Source organism: Gordonia sp. NPDC003950, assembly GCF_053605205.1.
The window spans coordinates 54,418-70,384 of record NZ_JBSGIT010000027.1; the positions used below are offsets into that span (position 1 = coordinate 54,418).

Annotated in this window: 16 protein-coding genes; 10 read left to right on the forward strand and 6 right to left on the reverse strand. The window is 64.4% G+C overall.

What is annotated here, in order from left to right; all coding sequences use genetic code 11:
* Window positions 1-111: 111 nt before the first annotated feature.
* Window positions 112-1,689: a chromosomal replication initiator protein DnaA gene (gene dnaA / locus ACWETB_RS20490; protein ID WP_452213269.1), complete on the reverse strand. Its 1,578-nt coding sequence runs from the start codon at window positions 1,687-1,689 to the stop codon at window positions 112-114.
* Between the two features lie 572 nt (window positions 1,690-2,261).
* On the opposite strand from dnaA, the gene rpmH reads away from it, so the two are divergent.
* The 9 genes from rpmH to ACWETB_RS20535 all read left to right on the forward strand — a co-directional run bounded on the left by rpmH (window position 2,262) and on the right by ACWETB_RS20535 (window position 9,525).
* A complete protein-coding gene (gene rpmH / locus ACWETB_RS20495) occupies window positions 2,262-2,405 on the forward strand; it encodes a 50S ribosomal protein L34 (RefSeq protein WP_348805425.1) in 144 nt (47 codons plus the stop codon).
* A gap of 58 nt (window positions 2,406-2,463) precedes the next feature.
* The gene (gene rnpA / locus ACWETB_RS20500; protein ID WP_452213271.1) at window positions 2,464-2,916 is read left to right on the forward strand and encodes a ribonuclease P protein component; all 453 of its coding nucleotides are present in this window, start codon (window positions 2,464-2,466) and stop codon (window positions 2,914-2,916) included.
* Entirely contained in the window at window positions 2,913-3,371 is a 459-nt protein-coding gene (yidD, locus tag ACWETB_RS20505) for a membrane protein insertion efficiency factor YidD (protein ID WP_452213273.1), read from the forward strand. Before rnpA ends, yidD begins: the two co-directional genes overlap by 4 nt.
* A gap of 7 nt (window positions 3,372-3,378) precedes the next feature.
* Window positions 3,379-4,602 (forward strand): membrane protein insertase YidC, encoded by a 1,224-nt coding sequence (gene yidC, locus ACWETB_RS20510; RefSeq protein ID WP_452213275.1) that lies wholly within the window; start codon window positions 3,379-3,381, stop codon window positions 4,600-4,602.
* Between the two features lie 87 nt (window positions 4,603-4,689).
* Window positions 4,690-5,445 carry a Jag family protein gene (locus tag ACWETB_RS20515; protein ID WP_452213277.1) on the forward strand — a complete coding sequence of 252 codons (756 nt, stop codon included), beginning with the start codon at window positions 4,690-4,692 and terminating at the stop codon, window positions 5,443-5,445.
* Between the two features lie 146 nt (window positions 5,446-5,591).
* Window positions 5,592-6,374, forward strand: coding sequence for a 16S rRNA (guanine(527)-N(7))-methyltransferase RsmG (rsmG, locus tag ACWETB_RS20520; protein ID WP_452213295.1), 783 nt, complete (start codon window positions 5,592-5,594; stop codon window positions 6,372-6,374).
* 99 nt (window positions 6,375-6,473) lie between these two features.
* Window positions 6,474-7,436 (forward strand): ParA family protein, encoded by a 963-nt coding sequence (locus tag ACWETB_RS20525; RefSeq protein ID WP_449743360.1) that lies wholly within the window; start codon window positions 6,474-6,476, stop codon window positions 7,434-7,436.
* An 89-nt stretch (window positions 7,437-7,525) separates the two neighbouring features.
* The gene (locus tag ACWETB_RS20530) at window positions 7,526-8,587 is read left to right on the forward strand and encodes a ParB/RepB/Spo0J family partition protein (protein WP_452213279.1); all 1,062 of its coding nucleotides are present in this window, start codon (window positions 7,526-7,528) and stop codon (window positions 8,585-8,587) included.
* Window positions 8,588-8,733: 146 nt separating this feature from the next.
* Window positions 8,734-9,525 (forward strand): hypothetical protein, encoded by a 792-nt coding sequence (locus tag ACWETB_RS20535; RefSeq protein WP_449743362.1) that lies wholly within the window; start codon window positions 8,734-8,736, stop codon window positions 9,523-9,525.
* An 82-nt stretch (window positions 9,526-9,607) separates the two neighbouring features.
* Here ACWETB_RS20535 and ACWETB_RS20540 read toward each other — a convergent pair whose 3' ends face one another.
* The 5 genes from ACWETB_RS20540 to sigM all read right to left on the reverse strand — a co-directional run bounded on the left by ACWETB_RS20540 (window position 9,608) and on the right by sigM (window position 14,036).
* On the reverse strand, window positions 9,608-10,783 hold the full coding sequence (locus ACWETB_RS20540; protein ID WP_452213281.1) for an N-acetylmuramoyl-L-alanine amidase: 1,176 nt from the start codon (window positions 10,781-10,783) through the stop codon (window positions 9,608-9,610).
* Window positions 10,784-11,013: 230 nt separating this feature from the next.
* Window positions 11,014-11,352, reverse strand: a complete 339-nt coding sequence (gene trxA, locus ACWETB_RS20545; RefSeq protein ID WP_348805435.1) for a thioredoxin — start codon at window positions 11,350-11,352, stop codon at window positions 11,014-11,016.
* A 49-nt stretch (window positions 11,353-11,401) separates the two neighbouring features.
* A complete protein-coding gene (gene trxB / locus ACWETB_RS20550) occupies window positions 11,402-12,397 on the reverse strand; it encodes a thioredoxin-disulfide reductase (protein WP_452213284.1) in 996 nt (331 codons plus the stop codon).
* 170 nt (window positions 12,398-12,567) lie between these two features.
* On the reverse strand, window positions 12,568-13,401 hold the full coding sequence (locus ACWETB_RS20555) for an anti-sigma factor family protein (RefSeq protein ID WP_452213286.1): 834 nt from the start codon (window positions 13,399-13,401) through the stop codon (window positions 12,568-12,570).
* A 59-nt stretch (window positions 13,402-13,460) separates the two neighbouring features.
* Window positions 13,461-14,036, reverse strand: coding sequence for an RNA polymerase sigma factor SigM (gene sigM, locus ACWETB_RS20560; RefSeq protein WP_452213288.1), 576 nt, complete (start codon window positions 14,034-14,036; stop codon window positions 13,461-13,463).
* 612 nt (window positions 14,037-14,648) lie between these two features.
* Between sigM and ACWETB_RS20565 the strand changes: the two genes are divergently transcribed.
* The gene (locus tag ACWETB_RS20565; RefSeq protein ID WP_452213290.1) at window positions 14,649-15,140 is read left to right on the forward strand and encodes a hypothetical protein; all 492 of its coding nucleotides are present in this window, start codon (window positions 14,649-14,651) and stop codon (window positions 15,138-15,140) included.
* The last annotated feature ends 827 nt before the right edge of the window (window positions 15,141-15,967 follow it).

A 15,967-nucleotide genomic window follows, 5' to 3' on the forward strand; every position in this document is an offset into this window, starting at 1 on the left:
AGCGCGGCGAGAGCCACGCTGCACGACGAAAGCCATGGCACGACAAAAGACCACCGAGCGCGACACGAGATCGCGCGGACCGGTCTCGGTGAAGTGGGTAGCGGAGCGGTGTCAGCGCTCGGCGCGCTGCTTGATCCGGGCGGTGAGTTCCTGGACGTAGTCGTAGACCTTGCGACGCTCGGCCATCTCCTTGCGGATCTTGCGTTCGGCGTACATGACGGTCGTGTGATCGCGATCGAAGGTCTCACCGATCTTCGGCAGCGACAGGTCGGTGAGCTCGCGGCACAGGTACATCGAGATCTGGCGGGCCTGGGCGAGCGACCGCGTCTTGCCGGGTCCACGGAGTTCCTCGACGGAGATGTCGAAGTATTCGGCGGTGATGGCCAGGATGCTGGCGGCGCTGATCTCCAGCGAATCGGAGTTCGGCAGCAGCGCCTGCAACACCACGTCGGCCAGCGACTTGTCGAGCGCGGCGTTGTTGAGTGAGGCGAACGCGGTGACGCGGATCAGCGCACCCTCGAGCTCGCGGATATTGCGTTCGATCTTGGAGGCGATCAGCTCGAGGACGTCGTCGGGAACGGCGATGTTGTCCATCTGCGCCTTCTTGCGCAGGATCGCGATCCGGGTCTCCAGATCCGGCGGCTGGACGTCGGTGATCAGTCCCCACTCGAAGCGGGTGCGTAGCCGATCCTCCAGTGTCGCAAGCTGTTTCGGCGGGCGATCGGAGGAGATGACGATCTGTTTGCTGGTGTTGTGCAGCGTGTTGAAGGTGTGGAAGAACTCTTCCTGGATACCTTCCTTGCCGATCAGGAACTGGATGTCGTCGACGAGTAGCACGTCGACGTCGCGGTAGCGGCGTTTGAACGCCACCCGACGGTCGTCACGGAGAGAATTGATGAAGTCGTTGGTGAACTCTTCGGTCGAGACGTACTTCACGCGCATCCCGGGGAACAGGCGCTGGGCGTAGTGGCCGGCGGCGTGCAGCAGATGGGTCTTGCCGAGCCCGGATTCTCCCCAGATGAACAACGGGTTGTAGGCGCGCGCGGGGGCCTCGGCGACGGCGACCGCCGAGGCGTGGGCGAAACGGTTGGACGCGCCGATGACGAAGGTGTCGAAGGTGTACTTCGGGTTGAGGCTCACCGGGGAGGTCGCCGACGACGTGCTCGTGGGCCGCTCCGCGAAATACGACGACCAGTCCGTGGTCGCGGATCCGTTGGTGGCGGCCGGGTGGTGCGTCCCGGGTGTTGCGGTGCCCGGCGCCGGCGGGGGTGGGGTGTCGAAATTGGTGGACACCGGTTGGCCCGCGAAGGTCTCGCCGGTGGGTTCGGCACCGAATGCCGGTCCCCCGACAGGACGCGCCGGCGGTGGCGTGGCGGCCATCGGATCCGAGGGTGTGTCGTCCTCGACGGGCTGCGGAGTGGTGGTACGCACGCCCAGGTCGACGGGTTGGCCGAGCATCCGACTCAACGTCGTGCGGATCGTGTCCCGAAGATTGCGTTCGATCTGTTCCTGCACCAGCGGGGTGGGTACCGCCAACAGCGCGAACCCCTCGGCGAGGGTGAGTGGCTGCACCAACGACAGCCATGCCTTCTGTTGCCTCGAGAGGGGTTCGTGGTCGGCGGAATCGTCGTTGAGTTCGGCGACGACCTGCTGCCACACCTCGCCGAACGAAGCGCGATCGGTAGTCACAGCTGATCCTCCTGCCCGGCGCCACGAACGGTTGGGTGTCACTGCGCTCGAAATGCCTGAAACGGCCGACCCCGCTGGTCCGTCGCCACGACGAAAGTACCAGGATCGGATGGGGTCGACGTTCCCTTGGCGACGCTGGAGAGACTTGTCCACACGGTTATCCACATCTGTGAATAAAAGGGGGAGCCACGGCCCAGGAAGGACGGGGACGCGCTGCGCGACAGCGGCGCGACAACGTGGGAGAACCGTAACAGACCGGCCCTGCACCCTCCAGCGGAATCCCGCGGACGACGGCACGGTTTACGTCCCTGGCCTGGCCGATTGGCGCTCGTTTGATTTGGCCCGGCCCGCTCCCGTACTCTCGACTGGTCATCCAGGTTGCGGATTTGCGGTGGATCACGTCGTCTGTGCCGGTCGTCACGAGAGTGTGCATCACTCGAGTCGCGGCCGGTGGGGGTGGCGCCACCAACCGGCACGAGTCCGGCACCGCGTCAGGATAAGCAGAGACCACCACACGATGTGGGAACGCTGTGCAAGTCGGCGTGCCACATCCCAGAGCACAAGGAGTCACCGTGGCCAAGGGCAAGCGGACTTTCCAGCCCAACAATCGTCGTCGTGCGCGCGTGCACGGGTTCCGTCTGCGTATGCGCACCCGCGCCGGCCGCGCGATCGTCAATTCCCGTCGCAGCAAGGGCCGCTCGAAGCTCACGGCCTGATCTCGATCTGCGCCTGCCGATCGCGGAGCTGCGTCTCCCGGTCGGTTCGTAGTGTTCGATGATGTCGGCCGATCATCGGATCTCTCGTGGATCCGACTTTTCCCGCACACTCAAACGCGGTGTGCGGTCGTCCACTCGTGATCTCGTCGTCAGTGTCGCGGTAACGCCGACCAGGTGGCCCGACCCGTCGGGTCGTCGGCGCACCGTCGACATGACCGGTGGTCCATGGTTGGGACTGATCGTCAGCAAGTCCGTCGGCTCGGCGGTCGTGCGACACCGGGTTGCACGTCGGATCCGGGCCGCTTTCCGATCCGTGATGGATTCAGCGCCTGCCGACGAGACGTTCGTCGTGGTTCGGGCCCTCCCAGGCGCTGCGTCTGTCGGCAGCGACCAACTCGCCGAACAGTTGCGCGAGGTGTTCGGGCGTCGCCGTATCCGCGAGCTGGCTCCCAACGCAGCGCCGTCGGCCGGCGGGCTGTCGACCGGCAGAGTGTCGGGAGTTCGGGAATGACTCGCCCCGTGACCACTGACTCCCCCGCCGCCGATGGCGTGGTTGATGACGCGGCCGAGGTCGGTCTGTCGACTCGGTGTCTGCGAGCACTCCATCTCCTCCCCCGCCGCACGGTCATCTTCCTGATCGAGCTCTACCGCACCTGGGTCTCTCCGCTGCGATTGCCGACCTGTCGGTTTGAACCGACCTGTTCCGGGTATGCGGTGGAAGCACTTTCGATGCACGGCTTCTTCCACGGCGGAGCACTCGCGCTCATCCGGCTGTGCAAGTGCGGCCCGTGGCACAAACCTGGTTATGACCCGGTACCCGAGCGCGGGTTCCGGCATCGTCCGCCATCACCAGAGGAGACATCGGAGGCCGGTCAGCCCGGCGGCGATCCTCCCGACGACGAGGGACAGACGTCCAACCGCACCGCCGACGACGGCGTAGGCGCATCTACGAGAAGTGAGGGATAGCTGACCCGTGCTGAACTTCATCTATTGGCCGGTATCCGCGATCATGTGGTTCTGGCACTGGCTGTTCGACTTCGTCACGCCGGATAGTCCTGGTGGCGACGGCATCGCGTGGGCGTTGTCGGTGGTGTTCCTGGTCTTCACCCTGCGTGCGATCCTCTACAAGCCCTTCGTGAAGCAGATTCGCACCACGAAGAAGATGCAAGAGATCAATCCGCAGCTGCAGGCGATCCGGAAGAAGCACGCCAAGGATCGGGTCAAGATGACCGAGGAGATGCAGAAGCTGCAGAAGGAGCACGGCTTCAATCCCCTGCTCGGATGTCTTCCGATGTTGCTGCAGATCCCGGTGTTCATCGGTCTGTTCCACGTGCTGCGATCGTTCAACCGGACCGCGACCGGAATGGGTCAGCTGGGGATGTCTCCGGAGGAGACCCGGTCGGTCGGCAACTACATCTTCAACGTCGACCAGGTGCAGAACTTCCTCGACGCCCGTCTCTTTGGGGTGCCGCTGTCGTCGTTCATCACCGAGCCGAAGACCGAGTGGGCGGCGTTCGTTCAGTCCGGCCAGTCGATCGACTTCGACCGCTGGGACATCGCCATCGTCGTCATCCCGATGATGATCGTTGCCTCAATCGCGACCCACATGAACTCCCGCGCCTCGGTGGCACGTCAGCCCGCGGCCGCCCTGGAGAACCCGCAGACCCGCATGATGAACATGCTGGCGCTCTACATCTTCCCGCTGGGCATCCTGGTGACCGGACCGTTCTTCCCCGTCGCCATCCTCCTGTACTGGATGAGTAACAACATCTGGACCTACGGCCAGCAGCACATCGTGTTCGGTCGGATCGAGAAGGAAGAGGAAGAGGCGCGGCTCGCCAAGCAGGAGAAGCTCAAGGCCAATGCGCCCAAGCCGGGTGTGAAGCCGGACCGCTCCAAGAAGCAGGGTTCCACGTCGAACTCCGACGACGATGAGTCGACGGGGCTGTCGCTGACGAAGGGTGACGACGAGACAGATGCCGCGCCGAAGAAGTCGTCGGGCGGGGGCTCGACGAGTGACTCGGCGACGGCGGAATCGGTGGTCGAGAACGAGTCGGCCGCGACGCCCGACACCAAGCCGCGGCCCGGCCAGAAACCGGCGCGAGCGTCCGGTGGATCCGGTCCCGGGAACAAGAACCAATCCGCAGCCAAACGCGGCGGCGGCAAACGAGGGAACCGCAAGGGCGGTAGACGCTGACCGCGAGGTCGCGCACTGCATCCCCGGCCGGCGGATCGACCGGCCAGACACAGACCTGACAGGTACGAGCAAGAAGGTGGAACCCAGATGACAGCAGAGACTGCGACTCAGGGAGAGCACGACGTGAACGCTGAGGCGGTGTCCCAGGAGGCCGTGGCCGAGGAGGCGGTGGCCGAGGGGACGGTGGCCGAGGAAGCGGCGGGTGCGGATTCGCACGGTGCAGATTCGGACGGCGCGGATTCGGACGGCGCGGCGCAGGGTGCTGACGCCGATGAGACGGACGTCGATGACGCCGCCACCGACGCGAATGCTGAGGATGCTGAGGCTGAGGACGCTGAGGCTGAGGATGCCGAGGACGACGACGAGTCGGAGGAGGACGGTGACGGGCTCTTCGAGGAGGGCGAGATCGCCGGTGACTACCTTGAGCAGTTGCTGGACGTCCTGGACTTCGATGGCGACATCGATCTCGACGTCGACGGTGACCGAGCGATCGTCAGTATCGACGGCGGCGATGACCTGACGAAGCTCGTCGGACGCAAGGGCGAGGTCCTCGACGCTCTGCAGGAACTCACTCGCCTTGCCGTTCAGCAGGTGACCGGAGATCGCAGTCGACTGATGCTGGACATCGCTCGCTGGCGCGCCGATCGTCGCGACCGGCTGGCGCGTTTGGGTACCGAGGTTGCCGAGCGAGTCCGTGCGGAAGGCGACCGTGAGGCGCTGGATCCGATGACGCCGTTCGAGCGCAAGATTGTGCATGACGCGGTGGCCGCTGTGGACGGCGTGATCAGCGAGAGTGAGGGCGTGGAGCCCAAGCGTAGGGTCGTGGTGATCAAGGTCGATTGACCGACTGTCCGCTGATGCGGATGGTAGCGAGCAAGGGAGTCCCGGTCGTGTGGCCGGGACTTCGTTGTTCCTGGGGTGGAAACTACATTGATGTTATTCCGCTGTTTCACGTGAAACGGCGGTGAGCGATCAGCGACAAGGATGGTCTGTTTCACGTGAAACCTGAGCCTTCGGAGGATCAGAGCCCGTACGAGCCGTCGGTTACGGGTGACTCCCCTGCCCCATCGGCCGCGGCGGTGTTCGGTGATCGCTTGGACGCAGCGGAGCGGTACCGACACTTTCTTGCTACGGACGGTACGGTCCGCGGGCTGATCGGCCCGCGCGAGGTGCCGCGCTTGTGGGACCGTCATCTCGTCAACTGCGCGGTGATCGGTGAGTTGATCGACGAGGGGCAGTCGGTGATCGACATCGGTAGCGGAGCCGGCCTTCCGGGGATCCCGTTGGCGATCGCGCGTCCGGATCTCAGCATCACCCTGATCGAACCGCTCCTCCGGCGGACGACCTTTCTGGAGGAGGTTGTCGAGACACTCGGTCTGAATGTTCGCGTGGTACGGGGTCGTGCCGAGGAGAAGACGGTGCTCGCCGAAGTGAAGCCGGCCGATGTCGTGACGTCGCGGGCCGTCGCACCGCTCGAACGACTGGTTCGATGGTCGGTTCCACTGATCTCTCCGGCCGGCCGCTTGGTGGCCATCAAGGGCTCGTCAGCTGAGGACGAGATCGCTCGTGACTGGCAGCGTGCTGCGAAGCTCGGGATCGTGGACCTGAAAGTACAGACGTGCGGTGCCGACGGGTTGGAGCAGGCGACGACGGTGATCGTGGGGTTCAAGCGTGGTGGCCCGGGGCGATCAGGCGAGAAGGACGCCGGCGGCGAGAACCAGACTCGTCGGCATGCGGGACCGAATTCGTCGGCCCGGAAGACAGGGAGGTAATTGGTGCGGATCGGTCGGAGAGCGCAAAATAGGAGGGCGTCATCGAGTGCCTCCGATACCTCTGAGGACACCCAATCTGTCGGGCAAAGGAGTCCCAGCGTGGTCGAGAAAGACCCGAAGGTTTCACGTGAAACGTCACACAACGGCGCGGGCGGCGCCACGCAGGATTCTCTCGACGACACACCGATCGCAGCCGCGGCGGCACGAGCCAGTCAGGTTCTGACGCCGGGTGCGTCCGGTCAACTCCCCCACCCCGCCGCCACCCGGATCCTCACCGTCGCCAATCAGAAGGGTGGGGTCGGGAAGACCACCACCGCGGTGAACCTGGCGGCCGGGCTGGCGGTGCATGGACTGCGGGTGCTCGTCGTCGATCTCGACCCGCAGGGCAATGCGAGCACGGCACTGGGCATCGATCACCGGGCACCGGACATCGCCTCGGTGTACGAGTTACTCATCGGCGAGGTGACGATCCGCGATGCGGTTCAACAGAGTCCCGCCAACGAGAACCTCTTTTGTGTGCCCGCGACTCTCGATCTCGCCGGCGCCGAGATTGAACTCGTGTCGCTCGTCGCCCGCGAGAATCGGCTGCGCAACGCACTGAGCGACGACTCCATCGCGGAGTTCGGATTCGACTACATCTTCATCGACTGCCCCCCATCATTGGGACTGCTGACGGTGAACGCGATGGTCGCGGCGCGCGAAGTGCTCATCCCGATCCAATGCGAGTACTACGCCCTCGAGGGTGTGGGTCAGCTACTCCGCAACATCGAACTCGTGCAGGCGCACCTGAACAAGGATCTGCATGTCTCAACGATCCTGCTGACGATGTACGACGGACGCACGAAGCTCGCCGATCAGGTCGCTGAGGAGGTGCGCCGACACTTCGGCAGCAAGGTCCTGTCGACCATCATTCCGCGCAGCGTCAAGGTGTCCGAGGCCCCGGGCTACGGGATGACCATCATCGAGTACGACCCGGGTTCACGTGGATCAATGAGCTACCTCGACGCCGCCCGAGAACTCGCGATGAGGAGCCAGACGACCGAATCCGGTGTCAGTCCCTGACGCCGCTCGGCCTGCGTGCCTCAGGCCGTCACCTATTCAGCAGTCGAGAAGCACCAGTTCATGAACACCGTCGGGTCGAGAGGATTTCCGTGAGTCAGAAGGACACTGCGCGACGAGGAGGGCTCGGCCGCGGGTTGGCGGCGCTGATCCCGACGGGCCCCACCGAGGGTGATCCGACCGCGCCGAAGTTGGGTGCGGCGGCTGCCGATGTGGTGATCGGTACCGGCAACGGCGGCGCGGCCGGCGCGGCCACGAAGAGTCGTACGTCGACCGCCCGTCCGGACACCACCGAGGCCGTCTCCCCCGCCGGAACCGTCGACGAGGTCGGCGCGGTCTACCGCGAGATTCCGCCCAGTCTCATCCAGCCCAATCCGCAACAGCCCCGAAGTGTGTTCGACGAGGACGCTCTCAACGAACTGATCCACTCGATCAGGGAGTTCGGTCTCATGCAGCCGATCGTCGTGCGGCGGCTGCCGAAGCCCACCGCCGACGGCGTCGAGTTCCAGCTCGTCATGGGCGAGCGACGGTGGCGGGCCAGCCAGGAAGCCGGCCTCGACGCCATTCCGGCGATCGTGCGGGAGACCCCCGACGGTGACATGCTCCGCGATGCGTTGCTCGAGAACATTCACCGCGCACAGCTGAACCCCTTGGAAGAGGCGGCGGCGTATCAGCAGTTGCTCGACGAGTTCGACGTGACACATGAGGAGCTGGCGAACCGGTTGGGGCGCTCGCGGCCGGTGATCACGAACATGATCCGTCTGCTGAAGCTGCCGATCCCGGTGCAGCGTCGCGTCGCCGCGGGTGTGTTGTCGGCCGGGCACGCTCGTGCATTGTTGTCGCTGGAGGTCGGCAGCGACGCGCAGGAGGCTCTCGCGGCGCGCATCGTCGCCGAGGGTTTGTCGGTACGCGCGACGGAGGAGGCGGTGACACTTGCGAACCGCGATGACGGCTCCGCAACCGCCCCGTCCCCGACAGCCAAACGCAAGCCGATGCAGATGCCCGGGCTTCAGGACCTCGCCGAGCGGCTGTCCGATCGTCTCGATACCCGGGTGACGGTCAGCCTCGGCAAGCGCAAGGGCAAGATCGTCGTCGAGTTCGGATCCGTCGACGATCTCCAGCGGATTGTCGGTTTGGTCGACCCAGGGAAGTGATATCACCGACGATTTTCCACGACCAACCACCCTCGGGAGTAACGTCACAGTGACGCATCTAGTTGCGCGAGTCCTGCGGATTGACGGAAGCCTTTGCAGCTCAACGTTTTTCGGGGACAGCGCGGTGACAGGACGGACGATCTGACATGGAACCGGTGATCTCGCGTCTGAATCTCGAATCCTTCGAGTCGCTACCACCGCACGCTCGACGATGCGTCTTCTGGGAGGTCGATCCAGGAACGGTGGGCGGCGACGATCTCGACACCGTCTGCGTTGCCGACACCTCAACGTTCGAGAGCGAGTTCGACAAGGAAGCGTGGATCTCCTCGGTGCTCCTCGAGTGGGGTGCGTGCGGACAGTTCGCCACCGATCCGTCGACCGGCGTCGTCGTGGGTACCGCCTTCTATGCACCGCCCGGACGCATTCCGCGGTCCCGGCTGTTTCCGACGTCGCCCGTCAGTGCCGACGCGGTGCTGCTGTCGTCGATTCACGTGGAACCGGGGTACGAGGAGGTCGCCAGTCCCCTTCTCGACGCCGTCGTCACCGATCTCATTCGACGTGGTGTGCGCGCCGTCGAGGCGTTCGGGTTGGTGCGCGCCGGCGGTTCTGCCGATGATCGTGACTCCGATCCGACCGGTGTGCGCGATATCAGCGAATGGTCGGATGAGGAGATCGTGAACGTGGCACGAGAGATCCTCGACAACCCGCAACCGGATCTGTGTACGCGGTGTCTGATCGATGCGGCGTTCCTGAAGGCATCCGGCTTCGATGTGGTCGCCTCACACGCGCGTTTCCCCAGGTTTCGTCTCGAACTGGACGAAGGCCTGGGGTGGAAGTCGGAGGTCGAGGGCGCCCTGGAGAAACTGGTCGTGATGGCGGCGATCGATCTGGCCGGAAAGACTCGGACGTTCGCGCCCATCGGCAGGCGCGCTACGTAGTCGACGCGTTACGGGTGACGCGTTGTGAAGAGGCAGGCGTGCTCCGAAAAAGTTTCGGAGCACGCCGAATTGGGCTCCTGATTCAGGAAATCTCTTCGGCGGCAAGAAGATCGGCGAACGTGTACGTCCCGGTGGGCCGGTCGTCGTTGCCGAGTAGATACAGTCGTTTGACCGCGACGAGGATGGCCTCGGCAATCACGTTGCGGTAGTTGGGATCCTCGATCGTCTCGGCGTCGTCGGGATTGGTGATGTACCCGACGTCGATCATGGCGACCGGCATCCTGGTGAGCCGCAACAGTTCCCACGTACGCTCGTGCGTTCGGCAGTCGATCAGCGGGGTGCGCGCGGCGACCTCGCGCTGGATGAACCCGGCGAGGTTGCGGCCGATCGTGGAATACGAGCCGTGGCTGTTGCCGAAGTAGAAGGAGGCCACGCCGCTGGCGGCCGCGTTCGGGTAGTGGCCGAAGCGCAGCGAGATCATCAGGTCGGCATCGATCATGTTGGCGACGCGGGCGCGATCCTCGTCGGTGGGTGCTCCCCGACCGTCGTGGGACAGGAACGTTTCCATGCCGGCGGCGGCCATCCGGCCTTCGAGCCGTGCAGCGAGATCCCAGAGCAGTCGGCTTTCCTGGTCGGCGAGCGCGCCGGTGGACAGGTCGTGCATGCCGCCGGTGCCGGGGTCGATGACGATACGTTTGCCGGAGAGCCGGGGGCCGGAGCGACGGACGTGCTCCTCCTCGCGGATCGCGTACGGGGAACCGCCGGTGACGCGGGTGCCCAGACGTTCCAGCGACCGCAGAGTGGACGGTCCGCAGATGCCGTCGGCGGACAGACCGTACTCACTCTGGTACAGGCACACCGCGTTGTGGGTGGTCTCGCCGAAGACACCGTCGACCAGCGCCGTGTAGTAGCCGAGATTCTGGAGACGCCCCTGCAGGGTGGCCACATCGTCGCCCACCATCGGGGACGACAGACGGTAGAGCAGTACTCGCGCTCCGAGTTGGTAGGACGCCTCACGCAGGGCGCGGTAGGTGGCGGGGCCGACGATGCCATCGACGATCAGTCCGCGCTGCTGCTGGAACGCGCGGACGGCGTGGTCGATGTCCTCGTCGAAGGTGTGTCCGCGGATCTCGTCCGCCGAACCGTCGCCGTCGGCGGCGTGGCGTCCGCGCGTGACCGGCATGAGGCCTTGTCCGGCGAGGATGGATCGGATCTCGGCGACGGCCGAACCCTGATCACCCAGTCGGAATGTTGGCATCTCAACTCCTTGTTGGCGCGGGACGCGTCGTTGTCCTTGCGCTGCATGGTCACGCCGATCGCGCTGGGAGGCTCTCGGTAGAGGCGAGCGCGCACCAGGCGGACCAGGTGCATTCTGTCAGTTCCGCCGTACGCGGACCAAACCGAACACGGGCACAGAAACATCACGGACGTCGTCACCAGCGAAAACACCGATGACGACGCCCGTGTGGAGGATGTCACCCCCGCATGTCAGGCGTTGGAGCCGACCACCGAATCGAGTTCGCGCAGCAGGGCGGCCTTGCCCTTCGCGCCGACGATGGTCTTGGTGGGCTTGCCGTTCTCGAAGAGGATCATGGTCGGGATCGACATGATCTGGAAGTCACGGGCCGTGGCCGGGTTGGCGTCGACGTCGAGCTTGGCGACGGTCAACTTGTCGGCGTGCGCGCCGGCGATCTCCTCCAGGACCGGTGCCACCATGCGGCACGGACCGCACCAGGTTGCCCAGAAGTCGACGAGTACCGGCTTGTCGGATCCGAGGACGTCGTCCTTGAAGGTGGCGTCGGTGACGGCCACGGTGTTGGCTCCCATGAGTGTTCCTCCTGTTGTTGTCGTGATGGTCGGTATTGAGTCTGGAGTGTCAGCTGTGTGCCTCGACGACGACCACGTCGCCCTCGATCGGCGTGGGTTCGATGTCACCCTGCTCGGCGAGCCACCGTTCGGCGTCGATGGCCGCGGCGCAGCCACTGCCGGCGGCGGTGATCGCCTGGCGGTAAGTGTGGTCGACGAGGTCGCCGGCGGCGAAGACGCCGGGCAGCGAGGTGTAGGTGGTCCGGCCCTGGACCTGCACGTATCCGTCGGAGTCGAGGTCGATCTGACCGCGCACGAGTTCACTGCGCGGGTCGTGGCCGATGGCGACGAACATGCCGGTCACGTCGACGGTCTCGGTGTCGCCGGAGCGGGTGTCGATCAGTTCGAGGCCGGTCACCGAGCCGTTGCCGATCACCGATTTGACCGCGGAGTTGGTGACGAAGCGGATCTTGTCGTTGGCGCGGGCCCGCTCGAGCATGATCTTGGACGCCCGGAACTCCTCGCGTCGGTGGATCAGGGTGACGCTGCGCGCGAACTTGGTGAGGAAGGTCGCCTCCTCCATCGCGGAGTCGCCGCCGCCGATGACGGCGATATCCTGATCCTTGAAGAAGAAGCCGTCGCAGGTCGCGCACGCCGAGACTCCTCGGCCGAGCAGCTCCTGCTCACCGGTGATCCCCAGGTAGCGGGCCGCGGCACCCATCGCCAAGATCACCGCGTGCGCCCGGTAGGTTTCGCCGGAGGCCACGACCTCCTTAACCTTTCCCTGCAGGCGAACTTCCTCAACGTCCTCCATCCGCAGGTCGGCGCCAAACCGGATGGCCTGCTCACGCATCTCGTCCATCAGGGCCGGGCCCTGGATTCCGTTCTGGAAGCCGGGGAAGTTCTCCACCTCGGTGGTGGTCATCAGGGCGCCGCCGAACTGGGTTCCCTCGAAGACGATCGGGGCGAGTTCCGCACGTGCTGCGTACACCGCCGCGGTGTATCCCGCAGGACCTGATCCGATGATGATCAGTTCGTGGATCTGCTGGGTGTCTGACTGGGTCACTTCGTCCTCCGTGCTCGTTTCACATCACCTGCAGCCAAAAAATTCCCTGGTCGCAGGGGTGCGTGTACCGGCTTTCAACACAAGGGTATGCGGAAGTGTTCCCTGTCAGCGCGGGCACCTGGGGTGCGGGCGTCGTGGCTCCCCCACTCGACGGACGACGTGGGCCCGGGTCATCCTCCGATCGTGGTACGCGAGACGGTTTCCGGATTGCCGGTGTCGCAATCGGGTCCGACCACCAGCGCGAGGAAACGACCGGCGACACCGGTGCCGAGGAGGATCACCACCTGTTGTGTGCCGTCGACGGTCACCGGTCCGGAGCCCAGGACCGGTGTCGTCGCGGGGATGCCGTTGGCAGCGGTGCATCGTCGAAGTGCATCTGTTGAGGCGAACGGCGAACCGTCGGTGCGGCCCAGGACCGACAGTGCGGCTGCGCCATCCAGGGCGGAGGGCGGTGCGGGAACGGAGAGGCTCGACGACGGCGCGCTTGGCTGCGCCTCCACGGAGCCGGTGGGCTGCGAGGGCCGAAGCACAAGCACCGCAGCCACGACCCCGACGATGAGGATCGCGGCCGCAGCGAGGATGGCGTAGGTGCGTGGCCCGGCACCTCGCCGCCTTCTTGTTTCCGGGCCTCTCATGGCTGGGTGCGGGGTGGTCTCCGCGGCGATTGCAGCAAGAGTCTCTTGAGTGCGTGCGCGGACCCAATCCGGTGGCGGGGCGTCGACGTCGTTGTCCACAGCGTCTTCGGTGTCGCCCAGGGCGCGCAGTTCGTCACGGACCCGCGCCAGGGCCACAAGCGTGGCCTGGGCATCCGCGTCCTCGGCGATATGCGCGCGAACGTGCGCCGTCGTGGCGGCGTCGAGGTTCCCGGCGTGGAACTCGGCGAGCAGTTCCGGGGCATACGGCGGTGAGGGGAAGCGTGATGAATCCTCGGTCATCGTCGCCTCCTTGGATGGTTCGCGTCGGTCGACGCGGTCGGCATGGCTGTTCTCCCCGGTGTAGTCCATATTGCTGATTGGACGCACGCGTGGGCCCCGCGGTTCCCTCCGTGTCCAGATTTCTGAAATCAACTGTCGGCGCCCCTGAGGTAGCCGAGGAGGTCGGCCAGGCGATAGCGCCCTCTAGCACTTCGGCTCTTGAGAGTGCCGACCGGTACACCGAGGATCTGCGATGCTTCGTCCATGGTGTACCCCTCGATGTCGATGGCGATGACCGCGGCCCGTTGATTCGCGGGCAGCTGGTCGAGCGCTTCCTCGATGGCGAGAGTCAGTTCGACACGACCGTACTCGTCGGCGCTGCCGGCCAGAGGATAGTTGTCTGGCTCGGAGAGAGAAATAGTTCGTTGACTTGCGTTGCGGCGCATGCGATCCAGCGAGGCATTCACGACGATGCGGTGCAGCCATGACGTGACTCGTGCCTCACCGCGGAATGCTGCCGCTGTCCGGTGTGCGGCGATGAGTGCTTCTTGGAGTGCGTCGGCGGCGTCGTGGGGGTTGCCGGTGGTGCGTACGGCGATGCGCCAGAGGTAGTTCTGGTGGCGGGTGATGAGGGTGGTGAATGCTGTTGGGTCGCCGTGGGTGTGGGCGGTGAGGAGTTGTTCGTCGGTGCGTGTGTCGCTGTGTTGTCTGGCTCCCCCGGGCATGGTGGTCAGGGTAGTGGGGTGTCGGGTGGGTGGGGGTGGTGTTGGGGGGTGGTTGTGGAGAAGTGAGGTGGGTGTGGGGTTGTACTGAACACGAGTCTGTGAGATCGTTCATCACCAATTGTGCTTACTGAATATCCGTTGGTTGGGGGTGGAAGGATTGTCGTGCCCGTATGTCGGGCCACTGACCGACGAGATCGATGCGCCAGAAGTAAGGGGATTTCCGAGAGATGGCAAAGCCTCTTTCGGAGGTGGAGTTGACCACCAGGCGATTCTCCGCAGAGGAGTTCTCGCCAAGCTGGATCATGGCCACGGGGAAGCCCTTGTAGGAATTGGCTTGTCCCGCAGGGAGAGAGACCTTCAACGGTGAAGGCCACCGGAATCTTCCAGAGCATCCGGTGGGCACCACTTGGAGGACGCCAGATCAGACGGATGACGAGTTAATGATCCTGCGACGTGAACTGCGGAGACGCCTTGATCATTTTCGTGGGTGACGTCGCCGCCGTGCCGAGGGCAGTCCGGCGGAAGTGCGCGGTCGTCGCCAGACTTGCAGGGGGTTTGTTTAGCGTGGGAGCCAGCTTCGACTACGTCCAGATTCGGAGTACGCGGCGTTTCATGGACGCCCAGAGTGACGCGCGATTCATCTCGTGGTTGAAAATGCAGGAGGCGGCTGTTCCTTTGGTGTTTACCACCGATGACGTCCCCGAACTTCGGGTGGAATTGTACTCTCCGGAATCGATCGGATTTGTTGAGAAATCGCTCTTGGACACTTTCAATGACGAATCTGAATTCTGGAGAACCGATTCTTCGACGGCGCGGACAATGCGATTTGTCTACTACATCGGCGAATGTTTTCGGGTTGCGTACGAGGGCTCATGGGTCGCCCTACCTCGCGACGATGGTGCGGGGGTTGTCCCTGTAGTCGACCTGCCGTTTCGTGAAACGTTCATTGACCCTATCGATTTGTCAGGCATTGCCGTTGTACGGCGCACCGGTACCGAGATAGCGTGGGTGTTCGCTCGCGCGGGAAGCTCTTTTGAAGAGTGGACAGATCAGGGGCGGCCACCGACTATTCCGCTGGGAACACTCTCGGAAGAGCCCATTTGATGGTCCGAGCAACCGATGTTCGCGGATTATCGATACCGCGTGGAGCAAGGGAGTGACATCAGTCGAATGGCGATGAGTGCGACAGCGTGGCGGACGATGATCACGTCGGCGGCCGTGCGACTCGGGCCGCAGTGGCGGGTTGTCGGGACCGGTCGGCGGACGGTGTTGATGCGGACCGGTATCGAGTGGTGGGTGCTCTACATCGGGTATGAGCCGACCACTCTGGGTCGGGTGTTCGCCTATTCCGCGTTCCTGGGCCGGCCCTTGCCGCCCACGCTGGTCGGTGATTCAGGCGTGAACGGAGACCGCTTCGTTTTTTTCCGGGGGAAGAGCGGATTCGGACGACGGACGGACTCATCTCTGAAACGGGCATTGCTGAGTTCGCCGAGGTGGTTCCGAGGTTTGCGCTGGACCCGGTTGTCGACATCAGGTCGTATCTCGCCGACTGGGAGAAGGTGCTGGCAAGGGACGTCAAGAGTGGCCAGCTGGATTTGTTCACGGGGAAGTCCCGTCAGATGTTGGTGATCCTGCGGGTGGTGTGTTCGGCGAAGCCGACTGCGGGTTTGATCGAGGACGTGCAGTGGGTGCTTGATGATTCGTTGGTGAACCAGAATGGTGCCAGCCCGACAGCGAAGTGTTCTTTGCCGAGATGCTCGAGGTGTTGCGCGGCGGTGATCGCCCGGGTGTGGAGGATCTGATCTCACGTCCTCGTGACGCCAGTCTGGCGAAGCTTGATCCGTCCCGGTGTTTCCGGAGGGTTCGTCTCAAGGGAGAATGAAACCTATGGCAGCGGCAGGATCGAAGCGATACTCGGATGAGTTGAAGCG

Excerpts from the sequence above, each read along its gene's own strand:
- rnpA (WP_452213271.1), top strand. The coding sequence starts at position 2,464 with ATGATGTCGGCCGATCATCGGATCTCTCGTGGATCCGACTTTTCCCGC.
- ACWETB_RS20540 (WP_452213281.1), bottom strand. The coding sequence starts at position 10,783 with ATGCCAACATTCCGACTGGGTGATCAGGGTTCGGCCGTCGCCGAGATC.
- trxA (WP_348805435.1), bottom strand. The coding sequence starts at position 11,352 with ATGGGAGCCAACACCGTGGCCGTCACCGACGCCACCTTCAAGGACGAC.
- ACWETB_RS20515 (WP_452213277.1), top strand. The coding sequence starts at position 4,690 with ATGACAGCAGAGACTGCGACTCAGGGAGAGCACGACGTGAACGCTGAG.
- yidD (WP_452213273.1), top strand. The coding sequence starts at position 2,913 with ATGACTCGCCCCGTGACCACTGACTCCCCCGCCGCCGATGGCGTGGTT.
- ACWETB_RS20555 (WP_452213286.1), bottom strand. The coding sequence starts at position 13,401 with ATGGACTACACCGGGGAGAACAGCCATGCCGACCGCGTCGACCGACGC.
- ACWETB_RS20535 (WP_449743362.1), top strand. The coding sequence starts at position 8,734 with ATGGAACCGGTGATCTCGCGTCTGAATCTCGAATCCTTCGAGTCGCTA.
- sigM (WP_452213288.1), bottom strand. The coding sequence starts at position 14,036 with ATGCCCGGGGGAGCCAGACAACACAGCGACACACGCACCGACGAACAA.
- ACWETB_RS20565 (WP_452213290.1), top strand. The coding sequence starts at position 14,649 with ATGGACGCCCAGAGTGACGCGCGATTCATCTCGTGGTTGAAAATGCAG.